This window comes from Rhizobium sp. BK112 (genome assembly GCF_014193215.1).
In the GTDB taxonomy this organism is placed as follows: domain Bacteria; phylum Pseudomonadota; class Alphaproteobacteria; order Rhizobiales; family Rhizobiaceae; genus Rhizobium; species Rhizobium anhuiense.
The window spans coordinates 24,362-47,533 of sequence record NZ_JACHYZ010000014.1; the positions used below are offsets into that span (position 1 = coordinate 24,362).

19 protein-coding genes and 1 riboswitch are annotated in these 23,172 nt (G+C 58.2%); of the genes, 13 read left to right on the forward strand and 6 right to left on the reverse strand.

Annotated features, from left to right (window positions below; translation table 11 throughout):
- Positions 1–16 precede the first annotated feature (16 nt).
- The 5 genes from FHT75_RS29340 to FHT75_RS36020 all read left to right on the forward strand — a co-directional run bounded on the left by FHT75_RS29340 (position 17) and on the right by FHT75_RS36020 (position 5,737).
- Positions 17–1,324, forward strand: a complete 1,308-nt coding sequence (locus FHT75_RS29340) for an amidase (RefSeq protein ID WP_183845327.1) — start codon at positions 17–19, stop codon at positions 1,322–1,324.
- 44 nt (positions 1,325–1,368) lie between these two features.
- Positions 1,369–3,513 carry a methyl-accepting chemotaxis protein gene (locus FHT75_RS29345; RefSeq protein WP_183845328.1) on the forward strand — a complete coding sequence of 715 codons (2,145 nt, stop codon included), beginning with the start codon at positions 1,369–1,371 and terminating at the stop codon, positions 3,511–3,513.
- An 831-nt stretch (positions 3,514–4,344) separates the two neighbouring features.
- Positions 4,345–4,542 carry a hypothetical protein gene (locus FHT75_RS29350; protein WP_183845329.1) on the forward strand — a complete coding sequence of 66 codons (198 nt, stop codon included), beginning with the start codon at positions 4,345–4,347 and terminating at the stop codon, positions 4,540–4,542.
- A gap of 141 nt (positions 4,543–4,683) precedes the next feature.
- The gene (locus FHT75_RS36015; RefSeq protein WP_246712985.1) at positions 4,684–5,409 is read left to right on the forward strand and encodes a substrate-binding domain-containing protein; all 726 of its coding nucleotides are present in this window, start codon (positions 4,684–4,686) and stop codon (positions 5,407–5,409) included.
- 7 nt (positions 5,410–5,416) lie between these two features.
- Positions 5,417–5,737 carry a hypothetical protein gene (locus tag FHT75_RS36020; protein WP_246712986.1) on the forward strand — a complete coding sequence of 107 codons (321 nt, stop codon included), beginning with the start codon at positions 5,417–5,419 and terminating at the stop codon, positions 5,735–5,737.
- A gap of 292 nt (positions 5,738–6,029) precedes the next feature.
- Here FHT75_RS36020 and FHT75_RS29360 read toward each other — a convergent pair whose 3' ends face one another.
- From FHT75_RS29360 to FHT75_RS29385, 6 genes are all read right to left on the reverse strand, one after another.
- Positions 6,030–7,268: a D-amino acid dehydrogenase gene (locus FHT75_RS29360; RefSeq protein ID WP_183845330.1), complete on the reverse strand. Its 1,239-nt coding sequence runs from the start codon at positions 7,266–7,268 to the stop codon at positions 6,030–6,032.
- Between the two features lie 132 nt (positions 7,269–7,400).
- Positions 7,401–7,490, reverse strand: a riboswitch (glycine riboswitch).
- A 159-nt stretch (positions 7,491–7,649) separates the two neighbouring features.
- Entirely contained in the window at positions 7,650–8,159 is a 510-nt protein-coding gene (locus tag FHT75_RS29365; RefSeq protein ID WP_312865386.1) for a heme-binding protein, read from the reverse strand.
- Positions 8,160–8,229: 70 nt separating this feature from the next.
- Positions 8,230–9,384 carry an iron-containing alcohol dehydrogenase gene (locus FHT75_RS29370; RefSeq protein WP_183845331.1) on the reverse strand — a complete coding sequence of 385 codons (1,155 nt, stop codon included), beginning with the start codon at positions 9,382–9,384 and terminating at the stop codon, positions 8,230–8,232.
- On the reverse strand, positions 9,381–10,766 hold the full coding sequence (locus tag FHT75_RS29375) for an aldehyde dehydrogenase family protein (protein ID WP_183845332.1): 1,386 nt from the start codon (positions 10,764–10,766) through the stop codon (positions 9,381–9,383). Before FHT75_RS29375 ends, FHT75_RS29370 begins: the two co-directional genes overlap by 4 nt.
- A gap of 72 nt (positions 10,767–10,838) precedes the next feature.
- Entirely contained in the window at positions 10,839–12,209 is a 1,371-nt protein-coding gene (locus FHT75_RS29380) for a glutamine synthetase family protein (protein WP_183845333.1), read from the reverse strand.
- A 57-nt stretch (positions 12,210–12,266) separates the two neighbouring features.
- On the reverse strand, positions 12,267–13,103 hold the full coding sequence (locus tag FHT75_RS29385; protein ID WP_183845334.1) for an N-formylglutamate amidohydrolase: 837 nt from the start codon (positions 13,101–13,103) through the stop codon (positions 12,267–12,269).
- Between the two features lie 358 nt (positions 13,104–13,461).
- Between FHT75_RS29385 and FHT75_RS29390 the strand changes: the two genes are divergently transcribed.
- From FHT75_RS29390 to FHT75_RS29425, 8 genes are read left to right on the forward strand one after another with little or no spacing between them, the layout of a single operon-like run.
- Complete coding sequence (locus FHT75_RS29390; RefSeq protein ID WP_210299130.1) at positions 13,462–14,931, forward strand: amidase; 1,470 nt, start codon at positions 13,462–13,464, stop codon at positions 14,929–14,931.
- The gene (locus FHT75_RS29395) at positions 14,904–16,469 is read left to right on the forward strand and encodes an ABC transporter substrate-binding protein (protein WP_183845335.1); all 1,566 of its coding nucleotides are present in this window, start codon (positions 14,904–14,906) and stop codon (positions 16,467–16,469) included. Before FHT75_RS29390 ends, FHT75_RS29395 begins: the two co-directional genes overlap by 28 nt.
- A 60-nt stretch (positions 16,470–16,529) precedes the next feature.
- Entirely contained in the window at positions 16,530–17,510 is a 981-nt protein-coding gene (locus tag FHT75_RS29400; RefSeq protein ID WP_183845336.1) for an ABC transporter permease, read from the forward strand.
- A gap of 1 nt (position 17,511) precedes the next feature.
- The gene (locus FHT75_RS29405) at positions 17,512–18,429 is read left to right on the forward strand and encodes an ABC transporter permease (RefSeq protein WP_183845337.1); all 918 of its coding nucleotides are present in this window, start codon (positions 17,512–17,514) and stop codon (positions 18,427–18,429) included.
- Positions 18,429–20,240: an ABC transporter ATP-binding protein gene (locus tag FHT75_RS29410; protein ID WP_246712992.1), complete on the forward strand. Its 1,812-nt coding sequence runs from the start codon at positions 18,429–18,431 to the stop codon at positions 20,238–20,240. The genes FHT75_RS29405 and FHT75_RS29410 overlap by 1 nt, the downstream gene beginning before the upstream one ends.
- Positions 20,230–20,988, forward strand: a complete 759-nt coding sequence (locus FHT75_RS29415; protein WP_183845339.1) for a DeoR/GlpR family DNA-binding transcription regulator — start codon at positions 20,230–20,232, stop codon at positions 20,986–20,988. Before FHT75_RS29410 ends, FHT75_RS29415 begins: the two co-directional genes overlap by 11 nt.
- Positions 20,981–22,246, forward strand: coding sequence for a Zn-dependent hydrolase (locus FHT75_RS29420; protein WP_183845340.1), 1,266 nt, complete (start codon positions 20,981–20,983; stop codon positions 22,244–22,246). The genes FHT75_RS29415 and FHT75_RS29420 overlap by 8 nt, the downstream gene beginning before the upstream one ends.
- Entirely contained in the window at positions 22,236–23,165 is a 930-nt protein-coding gene (locus FHT75_RS29425) for a phosphotransferase (protein WP_183845341.1), read from the forward strand. The genes FHT75_RS29420 and FHT75_RS29425 overlap by 11 nt, the downstream gene beginning before the upstream one ends.
- Positions 23,166–23,172 lie beyond the last annotated feature (7 nt).

Sequence of the window (23,172 nt, forward strand, 5' to 3'; positions counted from 1 at the left end):
ATCGGGCGGAGATGCCATGAATACTCCGCTTTCTAGCATGGCGACGGCAAGCGTCGCTCTTAGTCGTCGCGATGTCAGCTTTGAGGAACTGACGTCGCAGTTCCTGGCGCGTATCACCGAGAGTAATTCCGTGATCGGTGCCGTTCGCTTCGTGACGGCTATGGAAGCGCTGGACACTGCACGGACGTTAGACAGGCGGTTGGAGGCTGGCGGACCATTACCGCCTCTGGCTGGTATGCCGGTCGTAATCAAGGAAAACTGCGATACGACCGGCATTCCTTGTTCGGCCGGCCTTCCGTTCCGGGCAGGATATATTCCCACTAGCGATGCGCCGGTGGTCAAGCGTGTGCGGGATGCAGGCGCCATCATTCTCGGCGTTTCGGTTTCCGATCCGGGGGCTTTTGGCGTCCGGACCGTAGAAGTCACCCATCCACGCGACCCGGCGCTGACTGTTGGGGGATCGAGCGGCGGCTCGGCGGCAGCACTTGCCGCCGGCTACTGCCTTGGAGCTATCGGAACAGATACGGGAGGATCGGTCCGGATTCCATCGGCCTGTTGCGGGACGGTCGGACTGAAGCCGAGTTTTGGCGCCTGGTCGAAAGACGGCGTCTATCCTCTGGTTCCGTCGCTTGATCATATCGGTCCTATGGCAACGACCGTGGAAGACGTGCGTCTCATGTGGAACGCACTTTCCGAAAGAGGCACCAAAATTGGCTATGTACGATCCGTCGGTTTCGATCGGCGCTGGATAAGTGACGCAGATTGCGTCATTGCCGATGATTTCGCCGCTGTATTGGATCGTCTTGCCCGGACCGGAACAACCGTCAGGGAAATTCAGCTTCCGCATCTGGATGAGATACTGGAGATGCATGGGCGCATCTTTTTCGTGGAAGGTGCAGCGTATCACCGGGCTCATTTCGGCAAGGACATTTCGAACTACCCCATCATGGCCCAGGAATGGTTCGAAGCCGCGGGTAGAATGCAAGTTGGCAGCTATATCAGTGCCTGCGAGCAACGTACCTTCTTCACCCGCTCGATCGATCACATTCTTGACGACGTCGATCTCATTTTGACGCCCACATTATCGGTCCTGCATCCGCGCAAGGACGCGGCCAAATTGTGCGTGTCAGGTGAGGAACTCGATTTCACGCTCGCATTGGTCCGCCAGACCTGCCTGTTCAATCATACAGGTCACCCAGCCCTGACAATGCCGATGAAGAAGCAATCTGCGATGCCGCCGCCGAGCCTGCAGATCGTCGGTCGCCGCGGATACGAAGCCACCATGCTCGATTTTGCGACGTCGCTCGAACAACGCCTGATCTAGCGGTTCCAAAAGGCGCGAGCCAATACTTTTGTTAGGAAAAGAATATGGCCTTTGGCAATCTCTTGGAAAAAGGTCGAATTCAGACCAAAATCGTCCTGATTGTCATGCCGCTGCTCCTGGGCATGATTTCGCTCGCCGTCGTCAATGCCGTCGCGGGATCCATGTTGAACGATCGTCTGCACGGGACGAATGCCGGTATCGTCACGCTCGGTGGCTATAAGCAGACCTATGAAAAAATGGCGGGATTTCTCGAAAAATCCGATCATGTCAATCGCGATGCGGTGAAGCGGTTGCTTGGAGAACAAATTCTCCAGCTCGAAAAGAACATGATGCTCGCCTCTCTGCCGCAAGAGATGGCCGATCTGCGTGAAGCCAGAACCATCACCATCTTCATGCAGGCCAAGATTTACCAGCTTTGGGTGTTGCAGCTTGGTGAAGAAAGTGCGCGTCGCACGATTATCGACGGATTGAGGACGCTCCTCCAAATCAGGGCCAATATGTTGGGCCAGGTTACGATGATCGGCGAGACAAGTCCCACCGATGTGAAGAAAACCGCTCAACTGAGCCAGAAAATGGAGGGCGCACTTCTCGAATTACGTCTATCAGCCGCTGACTTTCTTGCGCAGCCAGATGACGCAAGTTTGCAGAAGTTCCAAGGCAGAATCAAAGGTGCGGGCTTTTACCTTTCGCAGTACCGGCCATTGTCGGCTTTGAGGCCCGGCATCACTGGACTTGTGACGCAGTCGAGTGTGCTGATGCGGGATTTCGACCATCAGGCAAGCGCTCTGGTCAGGGTCGCTGAAGACAGGCGTCGGTCCTATGGAGCCATCGCTGCGGACATAAATAAGGCCTGGGAAAGCATCGTTCGTTTTGCAGACCAGCAACGGGAAGGTGCCGCAGCCGTTCAGGCACAAGCGCAGACACTGTCGATCGTTGCGTCGATCACCGCTCTTCTCGTCGGTATGGCGGCAGGAATCCTGCTCATCTTTGCGCTCAAGACCCCAATCCAGGCGCTGACGCAACTGATGATGAAGCTCGCGGGTGGGGACTTATCGATCGACGTCACCGGGGCACATAGAAAAGATGAGATCGGCGAAATGGCCCGAGCCCTGAAAATCTTCCGGGAAAACGCTCAGAAGAAGCTCGCAGCGGAGCACGAGGCCGGCGAGGCGCGCACGCTTGCGGCCGAACAGCAGCGGACAATCCAGGCAGAAAAACAAGAGGATGCAGAGACGACACGGTATGCCGTGCAGGCGCTCGCGCTCGGCCTGCGCAAGGTCGCGGAAGGCGATCTCGCAGTCCGCTTGCAGCAACCGTTCAAGCAGGAACTGGATCAACTCCGGCTTGATTTCAACCTGTCGATGGAAAGACTTGGCGCGACCTTGAAGGAGGCCAATGATAAAGCCACGCTCATAAGCCAGGATATGCTGGATTTGCAGACCGATACCAATGACCTTGCGAAGCGCACGGAACAGCAGGCTGCGTCGGTAGAAGAGACATCAGCCGCGCTCAACGAAATCGTGACGGTCGCAATCAATGGAAGCCAGTTGGCCGCAGATGTATCTCAAGCTGCACAGCGCGCAAACGAACAGATCCAAAAGTCCGGAGAGGTTGTCGTCCAGGCTGTTGATGCCATGAACCAAATCGAAAAATCATCCCTGAAAATTTCGACGATCGCTGACATGATTGAGGGCATCGCGTTTCAGACAAACCTTCTTGCTTTGAATGCTGGTGTGGAAGCGGCGCGGGCTGGTGAAAGCGGAAAAGGCTTTGCAGTTGTCGCGCACGAGGTCCGCGAGTTAGCTCAAAAGGCCGGGTCGTCGGTGCTGGAAATCCGCAATCTCGTCTCGGAGTCAAGAAGAAACGTCGTCCATGGTGCGGAACTCGTTAAGGCGGCGCAGGAGCGGCTCAATGAAATTATGGGAAGCGTGTCCTCGATCGCCATGAATATTGATTCAATCGCAGAGGGTGCGAACGCCCAGAATGCGAGTATTCAGGAAACCAATGCCGCGGTTGGATTGATCGACAAAATTACACAGCAAAATGGCATAATGGTCGAAGCGACAAACCACATCGTGAAATCCGTCGCCGTAGAAGCAGAAGATCTTCGCAAGCTTCTTTACCAATTCCGTCTGCGTGACGAGGAAAGTCCCACGATTACTGAGCGATTGAGCTGTGCGGTTGCGTAGTCAAAATTGGCCTCGACCATCGCCACACTCGTTCGATGTGGCGCGACGACAAAGGAACTTTCCCGTTATTGGGCGGAGGCAGGACAGCCGGCTATTTGCGCGTGGTGCCGCTATCGTTTGCAAGATCCTTTATTGGCCATCTTTTGCTGAGCTTGCGGATATGAGTTCCATAATGAAGCTTAATGGTTGCTGCGGATATAACATAACACGCAATTGGAGATTTTGTCATGGAAACGCGGATGCTTTCGCCACTCGGAATGATGTGCCTGCGATGGGTTTCTCAATGCAGGACCATCGCCGAAATCGCTTTGCTTGAAGGAACCACCGCAAATAAGATCGAGAAGAGCCTGGAGACCGCACTTCTCACATTGGAGGCAAAAGCGGCAACGGAGGCGCTGGCAAAGGTACGCCAGTGAAGCGCTGCAACCTTTATCGTGGGATGTGCGCAGCGACCCGGGGCAACCTTTCCGATTTGCCGCATTTTTGCTGAGATGACCGCAGCGCCCTTGCGCTGGCGAATTTAAGATTACTCCAAGGCGGCGAAAGATCTCGCTCGTTCGAATTGCCGGCGCAAGATTCACCACTCACGCGGATGCCAGCACCCGACTTCATTTGGCCCGTCGCTAGCGCCGACTGCGGACCCATCCCTGTTTTAGTCCTCCCCAAAGTTCGGAGCTTGCAACCCGCCAACGTCGAGACGCGGCGCTGACAGAGCTCAAAACAGGGTTAATCTAATATTCATTCTCTATGAATAACTATTTCAATAAGACGTTTTGAGGGCACATTTTTGCCCGGCTGCGTTTTGGTCGGCGGAAGAAGGAAAGCTCAGTCATGGCCGAAATCGTTCATTTCCCCAGGGAGCGGAGGGTTGGTGCGCATGTCAGCCCATCCGATGGAAGCCCGGAGTCAGAAGCTGACCGGTATCTCCGCGCCGGCGAGATCTTGGTCAATCTCTTGCAGCAGGCCGAACGGACCCAAGCGGCAATTCTGGCCTATCAGACAGAGACCGCAACGAAGAAAACTGAATAGCCAAAATCCCTCGACAGGGCATCGCAAGAAGCCTTCTCAGCAATTTCGGCAATCCTGAATCACCTTATGCGGCGCCCGCCGTCTGACCATTACCTAATCACGGGACACAGAAAGCGCATATTCACCATCCGAAGCCACATATTGCGGTGTTTGTTCTGCTCGACGGTATTATTTCTCGGTCATGTCGCGTACGCCGAAGACGTCGACTTGATGTCCGGTGTCGTTGCCCGCCCTGGCGACGAGCAAACTGTTCCGGCCGATCAATTCAAGAAGGCGAGCCCCTGGAAAATCGGCATGAGCCATTTTGGCGTGAATGCCAATACCTGGGCAACGCAGATGGCGGCGGAAGCGCAGGCGGTCGTGAAAGCCGACCCACGTATCTCGCAATTCGTGCTTCTTGACGCCAATCTTAGCCAGGCCAAACAGATCTCCGATATCGAGGAACTGATCGCACAGAAGGTCGATGCCATCATCGTGACCCCGGTGTCGCCCACTTCCGCCGATGCCGGTATTGAAAAGGCCGTCGCCGCCGGAATTCCGGTGATCGTGCACACCGGCCTAACCGAGACCGACAAGTTCACGGTCGACATCCAGGGTGGCGGGGAGAATTTCGGGAAGGTCTCGGGCGACTTCCTGGCGAAAGAACTGGGTGGAAAAGGCAATATCTGGGTCTTGCGTGGTCTTCCGACCCGCCCGGAAGACATCAATCGGTATAAGGGTTTGCTCGAGGCGATAAAGGGAACGATATCAAGATCGTCGCCGAAGACGCCGGTCTTTGGAGTTACGACTACGGCCACAAGGTTTGTGAGACATTCTATCTCGAAAATCCGGCGGTTGACGGCATCTGGTCATCTGGAGCCGACATGAGCCGGGCATGCATCGATGTGTTCCAAAAGTACGGCGCCAAAATTCGCCGATCACTGGTGAAGCGAATAACGGCTTTCTCAAGCAATGGATCGATAGCGGGGTCGATGCTGTCGCGACCGAGTACGGTCCCGAGCAAGGAGCCGCCGCTGTACGCGCCGCTGTTGCCCTCCTTGAGGGCAAGGCACTCCATAAGCGCTACGTCTATGAACCTGACGGCTGGGACATCGCGAAGGCGAAAGCGAACTTTCGCGATGATCTCAACGAGAAATTCTGGATGCCCAGCAGCCTGACGGAATCCGAGCGCAAGACCCTTTGCGGCAAGCCATGACGGCTTCGCCTGTTTGTGGACAATCGTTCCGTCGCAGCGCTGCCCCGGATCGTCTGTCCGCGATGCCATCATTCCACGTTGGGCTGCTGTGTCCCCGCTCGCCCTAAATCCGAGGAGCCGCCTCCCATGACTTCCGCAGCCACCAAACCGGTTCTGATGCCCATCTGCATCCAGAACATGCCGAGCAGCCTCTACGATAGGGCCGAGGATCTCGAGGTGAAAGACAATCACCCTTGGCCCATGCATCTTGCGGACGCTCGGAAAGGTCGCCACCCACCTCTCCTATTCGATGTCATGCGACTTTTGTCTTATGTTTCAGGATCATTTCGGCTACCAACTCCGCGGTGGCCGCTGAAAGCGTCCAACCAAGGTGGCCATGACCGGTATTATAAAACACCCCCGGCCTGCTTCCTGACCTGACCCTCGGCATCATGTTCGGCATCATTGGACGCAGACCCGCCCACGGAACGACGCGTGACGTCGCAACTTTGGGAAACAGCGTTCTCACCCATTCGGTCAATGGATTGATGCGGTCCTGCCGGATATCACGGTTCACGCCATTGAATTCTGCTGTTCCTGCCACGCGGAACCGATCGACCCCGAGACGGCTCGTGACGATCTTTGCGCGATCGTCGAGCAGGCTCGTCCAGGGCGCGCCGCTCTGGCTCTCGCGATCATCGAGATGGACGGTGATCGAATATCCCTTTACCGGGTAGACGTTGATGCGGTCACCGAGCATATCGGCAAAACGCCGGCTAGCGACACCAGCACATATCACCAGTGAATCTGCGTCAATGATGCTTTGCTTCCCGTCCTCCGAACCCGTCGGTTTCCAGATGACCTTCACGCCGCCTTGCGAAACGAGCCGATCGACATTTGCATCAAACACGAATTTCACACCGCGTTTGACGCAGGCTGCCGCAAGGCCTCGGGTGAATTTGTGAATGTCGCCTGTCGAGTCCGAGGGCGTAAAGAACCCCCCGAAAAAATCCCCCACCAACGCAGGTTCAATCGTCCGGATCTCACTGGCCGTCACCGGTTTGCGATCGAGCCCGGCTTGGACCAACATCGCATTTACCTGTGAGGCGTGATCGAAGCTGGCTTTGTCGTAGTAGACGTGCAGAATTCCGCGCTTCTCGAGGTCGAACTCAATCTCTTCTTCGTCGGCGATCTCGAACATATGTTTGCGAGCCGCAATCGCCAATCGGGTTGTCTCTATCGTATTTGATCGGTAGTTGCCAATGTTGCCAAGAAACTCCCCCATCCATGAATATTTGTGCCAACTGGGCGTCGGGTTGAGGAGCAAAGGAGCATCGCTCTTCAGCATCCACTTGATGCCTTTGGCAACCGTAGACCAGTGATTCCAGACTTCAGCGTTGCTCGCGGACAGTTGCCCCCCGTTCGCGAAGGAGGTTTCCATCGCGGGGTAGCGATGCCGATCGATGACAGTGACATCAAATCCGCGGCGGGACAGGGCATAAGCGGTGGTGACGCCGGTAATTCCAGCGCCCAAAACGACGATGTGGGGCACGTATTCTCTCCAACATTGGTTCGGGAACGTTTGCCAGTCCCATAGCCCCCATCTGTCTTTTTACCTGAGAGCTTCTCCCTCTCCTGAGGGTCCCCTTCGGTGGACACACGCCGTGCCTCTCTCCAGATTGTAATCGAGCCTGCAGTCTTCTTTACCTGAGAGTTTCCTGGGGGGTTGCTCCTTCGGCGTGGCGCAACGCGCCATCTCTCCTGCACGACCGTAGTATCTTGCCACCGAAGCTTGCGAGGAAGCTTGCCTGCCGCAAAGATCTCGTCTTGCGGAAACCAACGTCGCCAACCCTCGCCATTCGTCCCGCGAAATCAGGTGATGGTACCGGTTTGCGTCTGTCGGTTATTCACCGCAGCATCGGTGGAATGTGAGTCACTTGTGGCATTTTAGGAGGTGTTCGATGCCGGCTTGCGCACACTCAGTATCCTGGGCCGGGGTTCCTGAGCTAAGTCCGATGGCACCGACAACCTCGCCGTCCACAATGACTGGCAGACCGCCTGCAACTACCATCAATCGACCACCGATTGCCGAGTTGATCCCATAGGCCGGTGAACCTGGCTGGCTGGCAGTTCCGTAGCTTTCAGTCGTGCGCTTGGCGCCAGCAGCCGTGTAGGCTTTGTCTTGAGCGATGATCGCACTTGTTATCTTGCCACCATCCATGCGTTCGAAAGCGATCAGTTGCCCGGACTCATCAGTGACCGCAATGCACATCGGGACGCCGATATCCTTTGCTCTGATAGCGGCGCCTTCGATGAGCAGTTTGGCATCCGCAAGCGCCAGCCGCTTAATTGTCAACATGCCTTGGAAATCCTCAGTTTTTCCGTCCGCCTGGTCCAGGAGCGCCGTATCGCCCTGCCCTGGTAGGACTGTCAGGAAAGTCATTGTTCGAACTTAAAAAAGGGCCCGGAAAAGACCTGTTTTTTCCGGGCCAGTTGGGGAAGCCGTATCTGGTTCAGAAGCAGTCCTTGAACAGCGCCTTGGTATTTTCGAGGGTCATCACAACAGGGTTGCCGCCGGCGCTCGGATCTTCGATTGCCATGGCCGACAATTCGTCGATGCGGTCTGCGGCGATTCCCATTGCTGTCAGAGTTTCCGGTACGCCGAGGTCGGAGCGAAGCTTCAGCACATAGTCGTAGAAGCCGTCGAAACCGCCGGAAATGCCGAGATAGGCGGCAGCCCGGCCGATCTTCTCCTCGATCGCGGCGCGGTTGAAGCGCAGCACCGCCGGCATGACAACCGCATTGGTCATGCCGTGATGGGTGTTGTAGACCGCGCCGATCGGATGCGACAGCGCATGAATGGCGCCGAGCCCTTTCTGGAAAGCGACCGCGCCCATGGCGGCGGCTGCCATCATGTTGGCGCGGGCTTCGAGATCGGTGCCTTCCTTATAGGCGCGCGGCAGGAACTCCTTGACAAGCCGCATGCCTTCCAGCGCGATGCCGGCCGACATCGGATGATAGAAGGGCGAGGAATAGGCCTCCAGGCAATGGGCGAAGGCATCCATGCCGGTGCCGGCCGTGATGATCTTCGGCATGCCGACCGTCAGCTCCGGATCGGAAATCACAACGCCGGGCAAGAACTTCGGATGGAAGATGATCTTCTTCACATGCGTTTCGGAATTGGTGATGACGCTGGCGCGGCCGACTTCCGAGCCGGTGCCGGCCGTCGTCGGCACGGCGACGATCGGCGCGATGCCTTCGAGGCTCGCCCGCGTCCACCAGTCGCCGATATCCTCGAAATCCCACACCGGCCGCGTCTGGCCGACCATGAAGGCGACGCACTTGCCGAGATCGAGGCCCGAGCCGCCGCCGAAGGCGACGACGCCGTCATGACCGCCGTCTCGGAACGCCCTGACACCGGCATCGAGGTTCTTCTCGTTCGGGTTCGGATCGACCTCGGCGAAGATCGCCCGGCCAAGACCGGCGTCCTCCAGAATGTCGAGCGCATTCTTGGTGATCGCCATCGATGCGAGGCCGCGATCGGTGACGAGCAGCGGCTTTTTCATGCCGAGGCTCTTGCAGGCGTCGGGCAACTCCTTGATGCGGCCCCGGCCGAGCTTGACCGATGTCGGATAGCTCCAGTTTGCGGTGATGTTGCTGCTGCTCATGCTGTGACTTTCTTCAGGTGGTAGGATTTCGGACGCGTCAGATTCTGGAAGCCGATGATCGACAGCGAGCCGCCGCGGCCGGTCTCCTTGACGCCGGTCCAGCAGAGCGCCGGATCGAGATAGTCCGCGCGGTTCATGAAGACGGTGCCGGTTTCGATCTCGCGGCCGAGCCGCGCTGCCCGTTCGGCATCCCTCGTCCAGAGCGAGGCGGTCAGCCCGTAGCGGCTGTCGTTCATCAGGGCAAGCGCTTCCTCGTCGTTCTTCACCTTCATGATGCCGACCGCCGGACCGAACGTCTCTTCACGCATGAAGGCCAAGGAATGGTCGACATCAACGAGGATCTGCGGCGCGAGATAGGCGCCGCCGTCATCCTGCGGAAAGAGCTTCGGGTCGACAAGCGCCTTGGCGCCCTTGGAGACCGCATCGGCGATCTGCTCGCGCACCACCTTGGCGAAACGCTTGTTGGCCATTGGGCCGAGCGAAGTCTCGGGATCGAGCGGATTGCCGAGCTTGTAGTTCGACACCCAGGCGACCGACTTCTCGACAAAGGCGTCATAGAGGGATTCGTGCACATAGACGCGCTCGATGCCGCAGCAGCACTGGCCGGAATTATAGGTCGCGCCGTCCATCAGCGTATCGACGGCCGCCTCGAGATCGGCGTCCTCCATTACGTAACCCGGATCCTTGCCGCCGAGTTCAAGACCGAGGCCGGTGAAGGTGCCGGCGGCGGCACGCTCCATCGAACGCCCGCCTTCGACCGATCCGGTGAAGTTGACGAAATTGAAGCTGCCGGCGGCAATCAGCGCCGAGGTCGTTTCGTGATCGAGGAACACGTTCTGGAATACATCCTCCGGCACGCCGGCCTCGACGAAGGCCTGTACCAGCCGCTCGCCGACCAGCAGCGTCTGCGAGGCGTGTTTCAGCACCACCGTATTGCCGGCCATCAGCGCCGGCGCGATCGTGTTTATCGCCGTCATATAGGGATAGTTCCAGGGCGCGACGACGAAGACGACGCCATGTGGTTCGCGCTCGATGCGACGTTCGAACCGCTCGCTCTCCTCTACGACAAGAGGCCCCAGCGCATCGGCCGCGATCGAGGCGACATAGTTGGAGCGCTCGTTGAAGCCCTTATACTCGCCGCCATAGCGGATCGGACGGCCCATCTGCCAGGCGATCTCGGGCACGACGACGTCGGACATCTCGTTGAGACGCGCGACACCCTTCAGCACCATCTGAATGCGGTCTTCGAGCGAACGCTTCGCCCAGGCCTTCTGTGCCTTGCGCGCCCGCGCCACGGCTTCCTTCGCAGCCTGGAGCGGCAGCGGCGGACGCTCCGCGTAAACCGATCCGTCGACCGGCGATATGCATTGGATCATTGGCATGATCAGGTTCCCAGTTGTGAATTTTGATTCGGATTTGAATGACTCTCGTCAGGAGCGACGGTCGCTGTTGGGCTAAGCCCTCTCGAAACCGCGAGCCACCTCCCAGTCGGTGATGCGCCGATCGTATTCTTCCTGCTCCCATTCCGCCGCACGCGTGTAGTGGTCAATAACGTCGTCTCCGAACGCGCTGCGCAGCATCTTCGAGTTTGACATGGACTTGGCAGCGTCGCGCAGGGTCTTCGGAATTTCACGAATGTCCTTGCCGCTATAGGCATCGCCGACGAAGGGGGCTTCGAGCTCTAGGTTGTTCTCGATCCCATCGATACCGGCTGCAATCAGTGCTGCCATGCCAAGATACGGGTTAATGTCAGATCCGCCGACGCGGCACTCGATACGAATGCCTTTGCTGCCCTCGCCGCACAGTCTGTAGCCAGCCGTCCGGTTATCCTTAGACCAAATCGCCTTGGTTGGGGCGAACGTACCGGCGACGAAGCGTTTGTAGGAATTGATGTAAGGTGCCAGGAAATAGGTAGTTTCACTGGCGTGTGCGAGGAGCCCGGCCACATAATTGCGCATCAGCTCAGACATGCCAAACTTGGCCGATTTTTCGAAGAACTTCGGCTCTTTGCCGTCCAGGCTCCAGAGCGACTGGTGGATGTGCGATGAGGAGCCAGCGGAATTACCGTTCCATTTCGCAAGGAAGGTGACAGACTTGCCGCGCTGCCAGGCGATTTCCTTGCATGCGTTCTTGATAATCACATGCCGGTCGGCCATCACAAGCGCATCGGCATAGCGGACATTGATCTCTTCCTGGCCGGGCGACGCCTCGCCCTTGGAATTCTCCACCGGGATTCCGGCGCCCTGTAGGCCGTTCCGCAATGCCCTCATCACCTCCTCTTCCTTGGTCGTCTGGAAGATGTGATAGTCCTCATTATAGCTTCCGGCTGGACGAAGATCGCGGTAGCCGGCCGCCTGCGCGCTTTCGAATGTCTGGTCGAAAAGATAGAACTCCAGTTCGGTCGCCATAAAAGGTTTGAGGCCCATAGCCTCAAGACGCTTGACCTGCTTCTTAAGGACGGCGCGCGGCGAGTGCGGCACCTCTTCGTGGGTATTGTGGTCGAGGACGTCGCAGAGCACCAGAGCGGTGCCCTCGAGCCAGGGCACCTTGCGCAAAGTCGAAAGGTCAGGCTTCATCGTATAGTCGCCATAACCGGATGCCCAACTCGTGGATTTAAAGCCGGGCACGGTTTCCATTTCGAGGTCCGTCGCGAGCAGGTAATTGCAGCTGTGCGTTTCTTCGTAGGCACCGTCCAGGAAGAATTGGGCGTGAAAGCGCTTGCCCATGAGGCGTCCCTGCATGTCGACGAGACAGGTGAGAACGGTATCGATACGGCCTTCGGCCACATCCTGTTTTAGATCGTCAAATGTATATGTTGAGCTCATGAAGATGCCTCAGAATGGAAAGCGGAGTTGCCTGCCGCGATTTGGACGGTTTTCGAGTCAGGCCTTGATCGCCGCCTCGGCGGCAATCAAGGCAGAAGCCAGAATGGCTTCGTTCTCGCGCTCTGGACGAACAGCGTTAACGGCAGCTTCGATCAGTGACGAGAGGTATGCCGCGACTTGTGGCAGGCGTTGGCTATCTGTGAGAAGATCGTTGCGGACCTCGATCATAACGTTCGGTAAGCCTCGCGCGATCGCATGCTCCACAAGCGTGTGAGTGACGCCATCCACAGGGCTGTATGGTTGGTTCCGCAGGATCAGGAATTCTTGATGACGAGACTGCGCCTCTGACAGCATTGCGTCTGCCAGACGGCTGTCGCTGTCGTGCAAGATACCGATTTCGACATCGCGCTTCTTGCCGAAATAGACCGGCGTATAGCTGTGGACGGTGACCAGAACCGAATGTCGCCCTGCAGCCGCCCGTGAGGAAAGTAGCGAGGAAAGGCCGTCTCGGAAGGGCAAGTAGATTTCGTCCACACGCGCTTGGCGCTCAGTTGGCGCGATGTTCTTGTTGCCAGGGACGTCGTAGATTTCGCTCTTCTCTATCATTGCGGAGGGGGCTTCCGGCGGGCGATTGCAGTCATACACAAGGCGCGAAAATCGCTGGACATAGAGGCAAGCATCGAGCGAAGCGGATAGGCACCGCGAAAGCTCCAACGCGCCAGGGTCCCAAGCGATATGACTTTCGAGCGCCGCTGCATCCAGACCGAGATCGCCGAGCTTGGCAGGGATGGCTCTCGATGCATGCTCGCAGATAATAACGATATCCCCCGACCCAGCGGCGTTTTCGATCGCAACTGGTGACTCCGCCGGGCTCAGAAGTTGATATTCCTGCATGAATCCCTCCGTTGATTTCCACATCATATCAACAAAAACAATAAACGCAACACAAAGTCAACATAACCAACGTTGTCTAATTTCTAAGTGACGCCTGAAGCTAGGCGCGGTCAAAAGTTCGTACTGTGGAGTTTGGCGGAATTGCTAATTGCTAGGAAAATGCCTGCATGTAATGCCTTTTTGCGCGGTATTATCTCTTCCTAGATGTATTTATCCGTCGCGTGTACCGGTGCTTGCCCTTCCCGACTTCTCGGGGTGGGCTATCGATCTTCATCTCGTGAAACACAAAATACCCTCGCTGACGTGTTGACAAACGCAATAAATCAACATAAATCCACATTCTAAGGAGATCACAATCGTGGATTTTTCAGTTCTTTCGCTCAGCTCAGCAATCGCTTCCGGCAAGCTCACGTCCGAAGCGCTCGTTAAGGAATGCCTGGCGCGCATCGCGCGGCTGAACCCCATCGTAAATGCCTTCAGTCAGGTGTTTGAAGAACAGGCTCTTGACGAGGCGCGAGCCTGCGATCGCGAAGCAGCCGAAGGTCGGTTCCGCGGCCCTCTCCACGGTATCCCGATGGGCGTCAAGGATCTCTTCTTTGTCGAAGGGCAGCTCTGCCAGCGCGGATCTCATGCCTATAAGGATTTCGCTCCCAAGGCGACGGCGCCGATCGTCCAGCGGATGATTGACGCCGGATCTATTATCATCGGCAAGACGACGACCACCGAAATGGGGTGGTCCGGTTCCGGCTTTTCCGAATTCTATGGTCCGACACGCAATCCCTGGGACCCTAAGCTCACCAGTGGTGGTTCGAGCTCCGGTTCGGGTGCTGCGCTCGCGGCTCGGATGGTTCCCTTCACATTGGGGTCCGACGGTGGTGGTTCCGTGCGCATCCCGGCGGCATTCTGCGGTGTGTTCGCCATGAAAGGCTCGCTGGGGCGCGTTCCGGCATGGCCCTGGAGCGCGACGGAGATGTTGTCCCACGCTGGCCCGATGAGCGTCTCGGCAAAGGATAGCGCTTTCTTGTTCAACATCGCCAAGGGGCCCGATCCGCGAGACCATCAGGCGCTGCCGGACGACGAAGCCGATTACACCGAAACGCGATCGACAAAGTCGCTGCGGATTGGTTTTGCTCCAAGCCTCTTTGGGTTCAAAGTCGCGCCGGAAATCGATCGGGTCGTGCGCGAAGCAGTCGATACCCTCACGCAGGCACTCACAATCGATGTTCGTTCGGTTTCCCCGGACTGGGAAGATCCGATCCGGATCTTCGAGACCCTTTGGGTTGCCGGCCGGGGCGTCGCCTATGGCTCCCAGTCCGACCTGTCCGATTTCGGCAGCGGTTTCCGCGCCCTTGTCGAAGCTTCGGCGGGCTACAATCTCAATGATTATCTTTCGGCCGCGAAAGCGCGCGCGGAATTTGCTGGTCGCGTACACGCACTCTTCGAAGACATCGACCTGCTCCTCTTGCCAACTATCCCGGTCGAGCCGTTTTCGGCGGATCGGGAGGCGCCCGAAGGGTTCCAGTCGCCCTCGGAGGTCCTCGCGTGGACGGGCTGGACGCCCTTCACATATCCGTTCAATCTTTCCGGCAATCCGGCGGCATCGATGCCTTGCGGCCTGACTGCCAACGGGCTGCCCGTTGGCCTGCAGGTCGTCGGCCGCCGTCACGCCGATGCACTTGTCATGGCGTTCTGCCAGCAAGCCGAAGACCATCTTTTCAAAAACAACAATCCTCCGCTTGTCGTTGCTGGCGACAAGATGGGGTGGGGAACGCCCAGCAAATCAACTGTGGAGATGTCGTCATGGAGTTCAATAGAAGATCACTCTTAAAGAGTTCGGCGCTTGCGGGCATCGCGCTCGGCATGCCTGTTCTCAATACCAAGTTCCTGGTCAACCCGGCCAATGCCGCGGAAAACAAGGTTCTTAAATTTCTCTCGGCCGAAACTCTGACCGGCAATTGGGACCCCTCGTCTCATACGACGCTGGCGCAGATCAACCTTGAAAGCTTTGTGTTCGGCTATCTGACCCGCGCACCGATGACGCCGGAAAAACCTGACGAGTTCGTCATGGAACTGGCGACCGAGATGAAGCTGATCGACGAGCACACGCTCGAATTCAAGCTGCGCGAAGGCGTCACGTTTCACGACGGCAAGCCGTTCAGCGCCGAAGACGTCAAGGCGACGTTCGAATATGCCAGTCGCCCGGACCGGCCGGCTGCCTGGTATCCCGGTCCATGTGAAGTCGAAGTCGTCAGCGATTACGTCGCGCGCGTCAAAACCGACAAGGCCGGCTACCCCGCAAGCCTTTTCTGGTTCCTTTCCTCGTTTCTGCCGATCATGTCGGCAAAGGACGTTGCCGACCCCAAGACGCTCTCTGCCCGGCCGAACGGCACCGGTGGATTCAAGTTCGTCAAACAGGACGGCAACACGACCGTCCTCGAGGCCTTCGATAATTTCTACCTCGGCAAGCCGACGATTCCCGGCATCAATTTCAGCTTTGTCGGCGATGCGACGACCCGGACACTGGCACTGTTGAACGGCGAAGCCGACCTTATCGAACGCCTTGAAGCGGAACAGGTCGAAACGATCGAAAAGACCGGAGGCTTCCAGCTTCACAAGGCGATCTCGGTCGAAAATAAGTATCTCTGGTTCCGTTGCTCGAAGCCGCCCTTCAACGACTGGAGACTGCGTCGCGCCGTCTGCCACGCGATCGACCGATCGGTGATCGACGATATTCTCGGCGTTTCTGGTCATGCCTCGAACTGCTATGTGTCCCCGGTCAAGTTCGGCTATGTCGATATCCCGAACTATCCGAAGTACGACCCGGACCAGTGCCAAAAGCTTTTGGCGGAAGCCGGTTTCCCGAAGGGCGAAGGACTGCCCGAACTCGAATATATCACATCGGTGGGCTTCTACCCGAAGACGAAGGAATATGCCGAGGCCATCACGGCCATGCTTCAGGAACAGGGCTTCCCGGTAAAGCTCAACGTCATGGAAGTCGCGGCCTGGGGCGACGCGCTCTACGATCGTCCCGGCGGCGGGCCTGGCCATATGATCGACTGCGGCTGGTCGACCGGTTCGCCGGAGCCGGACCTCGTGCTGCGCACGCATTTCCACTCGACGACGCACCGCATCTGCGGCATCCAGGATCCGGAAATCGATGCTGCCCTCGATAAGGAGCGCAACGCCTCGAAGCCCGAGGAGCGCAAGAAGGTCATTCAGACCGAGCTGATGCCGTTGCTGGCGACCAAAACGCCTTCGTTCTCTCTCTTCACGTCGGTTTTCATACACGGCATGCGTGATGGCTTAAGTGGTCTGTACATCTATCCGAATGGTATGATGGACGCCAATAAGGCGACATTGGCCTGATCCACCGCTGCGGCCGCTGCCTCGCTGCGGCCGCCTTCCCCGACAGACTAGGGTAAGTTCATGTTTCTTCTATCATTCCTGTTGAGACGGCTTCTGCAGGGAAGCCTGATCATCCTTCTCGTCATATTCATCATCTTCACGTTGTTGCGTGTGGTGCCGGGTGACCCCGCGCGCCTTATCGTGGGCGGCATGGCCCCCGATGCGGTGGTGGCGATGAAGGCAAAGGAACTTGGTCTTGATCGGGCCATACCGCTGCAATTTGTATCCTATCTTGGCCATTTGGCGACCGGTGATCTCGGCACGTCGTTCGTCAGGCCGAAGAGCGGTGCAAGCCTGGCCGGTTCGGCCTACAACGACCCGACACGGGAAGAGCGGGCGAGAGTTCTCGACCTTATTCTCGGCACATTGCCAATGACCCTGCAACTCGCTGCCGTCGCATTGGTCATCGCCTTGCTCGTTGCTGTTCCACTGGGCCTCGCCGGCGGGCTCTATCAGGGCCGCTGGCCTGACAAACTCGCCCTCGCATTGGGGTCGATCTTCGTCTCGACGCCGAATTTCTGGCTTGGAATTGTTCTGACGCTTTTTCTCTCGGTGAAACTCAGGATACTGCCTGCGATCGGGTATAACGGCTTCGAGTACACCATTCTCCCGGCAATCGTGCTGGCGGTGGAGATTGCGCCTTTCATCCTGCGTACGCTGACCGTTTCTGTTGCGCAGGTGTTGCGCGAGGACTTCATTCAGCTTGCCCCGGTGAGAGGGCTCAGCCGTGGACGCACCATCTTCTCGCATGTGCTTGGCAACTCGGCGGTCCCGCTGATCAACCTGCTCGGCGTACAACTCGGCATGCTTCTGGGCGGCGTTCTGGTGGTCGAGTTCATCTTTGACTATCCCGGCTTGGGGCTCTTGACGATCAATGCCGTTCAACAGCGCGACTTTCCGCTCATACAGGGCGTCGCGATTTTCATTTCCGTGATGTTCGTGGTGATCAACATCCTGGTCGATCTTATCGCGATGACTATCGATCCGAGACTGGAATATTAAGATGACCGATATCGTAGAACAGAGCGCCGGCGAGCGCACCATCGTCAAGCGGGGCACCACACCGACCCGGCGCATGTTGCAGATTGCCGTGGCGCGCCTCGACTTTCGCATTGGCCTCATTGGCTTCGGATTGCTGCTTGGACTTGCGATTCTCTTGCCATTTATCAGTTCGGTTGATCCGCTCAAGATGGCGTACAGCCACAAGTTCGTCCCACCCTTCCCTTCCGAAGGCTGGCAATGGCCGTACGTGCTCGGTACCGATCAGCTCGGCCGGGACGTCCTCATGCGCTGTCTCGTCGGACTGGGTTATTCGCTGTTCATCGGCGCGACGACCGTGATCCTCATGTTCATCGTAGGCTGCAGTCTCGGTCTTCTTGCCGGTTTTCGTGGCGGTTGGCTTGATACGGTCATCATGCGACTGACCGATGCTCAGCTCTCAATTCCCATGATCATTCTTGCCATCACGATCCTTGGTGTGTCCCGCCCAACAGTGCCTGCGATCATCCTCGTGCTTGGTCTTTCAGGATGGCCGCTCTATGCGCGTGTCGCCCGTTCAGTTGCTCTCGGCGAGCGCAGCCGTGGTTACGTTCTCGGCGAGCGTGTGCTCGGCGCATCCGATCTCCGAATCATGCTCCTCTTCGTGGCTCCCGTTGTGCTCCCGCCGATCGCGTTCGTTGCGGTTCTCGACATCGCCCGCATGATGATCTTCGAGTCGATCCTCGGCTTTCTCGGTCTCGGGGTTCAGCCGCCGACACCAACATTCGGGAACGTGATTGCGGATTCACGAAAGTATTTGCTGAACGCTTGGTGGATCGCGACGATGCCCGGTCTGTTCATGCTGATATCGCTGACCTGCCTCAATCTGATGGGTTCGGCATTGGAGCGCGCGCGCAATGCGGTTCTGAGAGGGGATGCGTAATGAGCGATCCAATTCTCACTGTCTCCAATCTCTCAGTCGATCTCCTGCGCGATGGCAGCAAAAGGCGCATCGTCGACAATGTGGGCTTTTCCCTCCAGCCAGGCGAAGTCCTCGGCCTTGTCGGCGAGGCCGGATCGGGCAAGTCGGTGCTTGCGCGCGCAATGGTGAACTCCATCCACGCACCACTTGAAATCTCTTCGGGGAAGGTGATCTTCGAAGGAAAAGATGTCCTCTCGCTCGATGCCCGGGGGCTCAGGTCGATCAGAGGGAACCGCATTGGCTTCATTGGTGCAAACCCCATGGGCTCGCTCGATCCGCGGCTGCCAATCGGCCATCAGATCATCGAGAAGCTTCGATCTGTCCGGCCTGATATCGGTAAGGCGGAAGCTAAGGAAAAGGTTCTCGATCTACTTGGCCGGGTGCATATTCCCTCGCCGCGCTCTCGTTTCCATGAGGCACCCTTCCAATTCTCCGGCGGCATGATGCAGCGTGTAATGATCGTCGATGCGCTCGTTTCCGAGCCATCGCTTGTCATTGCGGACAATATTACGCAGCCGCTCGACGTTACGGTCGCTGCCCAGATTATCAGGCTCATCGACAATCTCAGGGAAAGCCTCGATACGGCATTCCTGTTTATCTCTTCGTCGTTACCCGTGGTGTCACAGATCGCCGAGCGAACGCTCGTTATGCAAGGCGGCCGCATCGTCGAACAGGGCAAGACTGCCGATATTACTGCCGATCCGCAGCAGGCCTATACGCGCGTGCTTCTTTCCCGCATTCCATCGATATGGAAGAACGTATCGGCACCGGAAGCAAAAAACGGTGAGGCTGTCCTGACTGTCGAGAATGCAACACGAACCTATAGGGTACGCCGGCGCGATGCGTTCAATGCATTCAACGAAGTCAAGGCCGTACGAGACGTGTCCTTTACCGTCAAGGCAGGCGAAAATTTTGGCATTGTCGGTGAAAGCGGTTGCGGCAAATCCACGCTTACGCGCCTGCTTGCGTGGCTCGAACAGCCGAACGCCGGACGCATTGCGTTCCTAGGGAAAAACCTCTCGAGTCTCTCCGCTCGTTCGCTGACCGAGATGCGCAAATCGTTCCAACTGCTGTTGCAGGATCCCTACGGATCGCTACCGGCGGGCATGTCGATCATCCGCATGATCGAAGAGCCGCTTCTAATCCACGGGGTCGGCCGGCGCGATGCGGAGCAACGCGCGCGGGAAGCCATGCGCGAAGTGGGTCTTCATGCGGAACTTGCCGATCGATTGCCGGTGGGCCTTAGCGCCGGTCAGCGCCAGCGCATCAACATTGCCCGGGCGCTGGTGCTCAAGCCGCGTCTGTTAATCCTTGACGAGACCTTGTCGGCACTTGACCAGGTCGAGCAGGCCGAGCTTCTCGATCTCTTCAAACGGCTTCAGGCGGCGCACGGGTTTTCCTATATTTTCATATCTCACGACCTGGCGCTGGTCCGTCGGATCTGTCACCGCGTTGCGGTCATGTATCTTGGGCGCATCGTCGAACTGGCGGACAATAAAACCCTTTTCGAACATCCCCAACACCCGTACACGCGGGCGCTGCTCAGCGCCATGCCAACGTTGGAGGAAAACCGTTTCCCGGGCGCGGAATATCTCTTGGATGGCGAGCCACCGAGCCCTATTCATCTACCTGTCGGCTGCTCGTTCCGCTCGCGCTGCCCGCGCGCGCAGACCGATTGCGAAAAGACCGATCCGATGCTGCAGGGTTCCGAGGGCGGCAACTACGCAGCCTGCCTGCATCGGCACGAGGACGAGGCGGTCCATGTCCAGTGAGATCCGCAAGGAGATCATCCTGGAGCGCCTCGGCCGTGATCAACGCGTCAGCGTTGTCGAGCTATCTGCCGAATTCGGTGTCTCGGGTGAAACCATTCGCCGCGATCTGAAGAACCTCGAAGCAGAAGGTGCCGTGCGGCGCGTGCATGGCGGCGCAATTCCAGCAGGTCGTACGGCCGACACGCCGATCACCGAGCGCATCAAGCTCAACTCGGTCGAAAAGGATGCGGTCGCCGGCGTGGCGCGTAACCTGATCAATGACGACTGTGTGATCTTCCTTGATACGGGCACGACGACACTTGCGCTTGCTCGCCGGCTGATCGGCTTCAAAAAGCTGCGGCTCTACACGAATTCCCTGATGATCGCGCAAGCGGCCTGCCAACATTTCGGCGTGAGCGTGCACGTGACGCCCGGAAATCTGCGGCCGATCGAACAGGACCTGGTGGGCTACGACACGCTGTCTTACATCCAGCAGTTTCACTTCGACATGGTCTTTATGGGCGCAGCGGCGATCAATGTGGAATATGGGTTCATGGACTATGAAGAGGACGAGGCGCGAATTCGCCAGATCCTGATCAGAAGATCGTCACGAAGCGTCATGCTGGCCGATCATTCCAAGTTTGGAAGGGTCGGCAATGTGATCACCGCTCCATTCGAAGAAATCGGCACGCTCGTTACAGACCGGCGTCCGCCGGAAGATATCCTTGGCGCCGTTCGGGCTGAAGAATTGGAGATTATTCATGCTTGATGCAGGGACAATCCCGCGTAACGATTTCGATGCGATCTTCGACCGGATCTCTGCCATCGGCGCTGAGCCTGGAGTAGGTGTCACACGTTTGGCGGCAAGCGCCGAGGACGGCATGGCGCGAGGCGTTTTTGCCGTGTGGATGGAGCAGGCAGCCATACAGCTCGCGCACGATGCGATTGGCAACCAGTTCGCCTGCTTCGAATGGGCCGGTCAGGACGCCCCCTGGATTTTTGCGGGCTCCCATCTCGACACCCAGCCGAGAGGCGGCCGTTTCGACGGCACCCTTGGTGTGCTGGCCGCCGGACAGGCGGCACTCGAAATTCACGCCGAGGTTCTCCGTGGGCGTTGCAAGCCGCGCTATAACCTCGCGGTCGTCAACTGGACAAACGAGGAAGGTGCTCGCTATCAACCGAGCCTGACCGGCAGCGCGGTCTATTCCGGCGCACTGGCACTCGATGATGTACTTGAACTGCGCGATGGTGACGGCATATCCCTCAAGGACGCCCTCGCGGCCATAGGTATCAACGGCAGGACAGGAACTGTTCCCCCCTCCCCCAAAGCCTACGTCGAATTGCATGTCGAGCAGGGACGGAAACTTCTCGAAGCGGGCCGACGCATCGGCATCGTCGAAGGAACCTGGGCGGCGCGCAAGACGACCGTGCGCTGGATCGGGCGCGCGTCGCATACCGGCCCGACGCCGATGGCCGATCGCCGCGATGCGCTTCTTGCCGCGGCGCGAGGGATTGCCGCCTTCGAGGCTGTTGTCGCGGCGAGCTATCCCCACCTCCATCGATCGGCGGCGCGCCTCGTGGTCGAGCCCAACTCGCCGAACGTTGTGGTCGATCGAGCGACTGTCTGGTTCGAGCTCAGGGGGCCTGACGTGTCCGAACTGGACGCAGCCGGCGAACTCGCCCTTGCCGCGCTTCGAAAGGCGGCAGCCGATACGGGCACGCAGCTGGAAATCGTCGCCGATACTTTGCGAGATCCTGCCAGCATGGATGGCCGGCTGATGGCGCTTGTCGACCGGGCGGCGCGCTCTTGCGGTTTCGAGCCGTTGACCATGCGTTCCGTCGCAGGCCATGATGCCGTTGCCCTGCAAAACGGCGGCATCCCGTCCGCCCTGATCTTCATTGCGAGCGTCGATGGCATTGCCCATCATCCCGACGAACTGACCGAGCCGGAGGACGTGCAGGCTGGTCTGACGGTGCTGACGACCACGCTTCGCCACCTCGTTGAGGGAGAGTTTCATGCAGGATGATGTTTTAATTCAGGGTGCGCTCGAAGCTGTCGGCCTTTCCGGCGCGAGCCTCTCTGCTCCGATTGGCGGGGTTGTGTCGCCCATTCACCGCGCTGTCGAAAATCTCTGCTTTTTTGCAAGCAAGGCTAATCAGCCGCGGTTCTTCGTCAAACGTCTCCACGATGACATGTCCCAATTTATCGCGCTGGACGGCGTTGTGGAGGCCAGCCGTAAGGCGGGCGAACTGGGCATTGCCCCGCGACTCATCCAGGCCGATCCCGAGGGCGGCGTCCTGGTATTCGAGGCGCTTGATGATGAATGGGACTGGGGCCATGCCGATGTCCTTCGCCGCCCGCGGGTTCTCGAAAATCTTCTGACGGCGAAACGCACCTTCCAGAAAGCGCAGCCGCTTGCGGAAGTACGCAGCGTTTTCGATCTCATTGCCGCCTACCGGCAAGTTGCCGAAGGACCGGGTGTCCTCCTGCCAGCGCCGGTATTCACGGTATCGGCTGCTGTCCAGCGGATTGCCGGCGCCATCGGCGCCGCGGGTGTCGATACGGTCCCATGCCATGCGGACGGCGCCTCGTCGAACGTCATGGTCGGGCCGGACGACGGAGTTCGGCTGGTCGATTTCGAGTGGGCGCGCCAGGCGGACCCCGCGTACGATATCGGAACCGTGCTGGCCGAACTCCTCCCCTTCGATGGCGACGCGCTCTTGGCGATCGAGATCGCAACCGGAAAGCCGGATGCGGGTGTGCTTGCACGCGGCCGTCTCTACGGTGCGGCCGACGATCTCATGTGGGCGCTTTGGGGCTTCATCAATGCCGCCCACTCGCCACGCAAGCATGTTGAATTCTTCAAATATGCCGAATGGCGGCTTCTGAGAGCCCGCACGGTCATCGAAGGACCACGCTTCGAGACATGGCTGAAACAGGTCTGACGGAGAA

Excerpts from the sequence above, each read along its gene's own strand:
- FHT75_RS29340 (WP_183845327.1), top strand. The coding sequence starts at position 17 with ATGAATACTCCGCTTTCTAGCATGGCGACGGCAAGCGTCGCTCTTAGT.
- FHT75_RS29420 (WP_183845340.1), top strand. The coding sequence starts at position 20,981 with ATGCTTGATGCAGGGACAATCCCGCGTAACGATTTCGATGCGATCTTC.
- FHT75_RS29385 (WP_183845334.1), bottom strand. The coding sequence starts at position 13,103 with ATGCAGGAATATCAACTTCTGAGCCCGGCGGAGTCACCAGTTGCGATC.
- FHT75_RS29370 (WP_183845331.1), bottom strand. The coding sequence starts at position 9,384 with ATGAGCAGCAGCAACATCACCGCAAACTGGAGCTATCCGACATCGGTC.
- FHT75_RS36020 (WP_246712986.1), top strand. The coding sequence starts at position 5,417 with ATGCATCGATGTGTTCCAAAAGTACGGCGCCAAAATTCGCCGATCACT.
- FHT75_RS29375 (WP_183845332.1), bottom strand. The coding sequence starts at position 10,766 with ATGCCAATGATCCAATGCATATCGCCGGTCGACGGATCGGTTTACGCG.
- FHT75_RS29405 (WP_183845337.1), top strand. The coding sequence starts at position 17,512 with ATGACCGATATCGTAGAACAGAGCGCCGGCGAGCGCACCATCGTCAAG.
- FHT75_RS29410 (WP_246712992.1), top strand. The coding sequence starts at position 18,429 with ATGAGCGATCCAATTCTCACTGTCTCCAATCTCTCAGTCGATCTCCTG.
- FHT75_RS29425 (WP_183845341.1), top strand. The coding sequence starts at position 22,236 with ATGCAGGATGATGTTTTAATTCAGGGTGCGCTCGAAGCTGTCGGCCTT.
- FHT75_RS29400 (WP_183845336.1), top strand. The coding sequence starts at position 16,530 with ATGTTTCTTCTATCATTCCTGTTGAGACGGCTTCTGCAGGGAAGCCTG.
- FHT75_RS29395 (WP_183845335.1), top strand. The coding sequence starts at position 14,904 with ATGGAGTTCAATAGAAGATCACTCTTAAAGAGTTCGGCGCTTGCGGGC.
- FHT75_RS29350 (WP_183845329.1), top strand. The coding sequence starts at position 4,345 with ATGGCCGAAATCGTTCATTTCCCCAGGGAGCGGAGGGTTGGTGCGCAT.
- FHT75_RS29380 (WP_183845333.1), bottom strand. The coding sequence starts at position 12,209 with ATGAGCTCAACATATACATTTGACGATCTAAAACAGGATGTGGCCGAA.
- FHT75_RS29415 (WP_183845339.1), top strand. The coding sequence starts at position 20,230 with ATGTCCAGTGAGATCCGCAAGGAGATCATCCTGGAGCGCCTCGGCCGT.
- FHT75_RS29345 (WP_183845328.1), top strand. The coding sequence starts at position 1,369 with ATGGCCTTTGGCAATCTCTTGGAAAAAGGTCGAATTCAGACCAAAATC.
- FHT75_RS29365 (WP_312865386.1), bottom strand. The coding sequence starts at position 8,159 with ATGACTTTCCTGACAGTCCTACCAGGGCAGGGCGATACGGCGCTCCTG.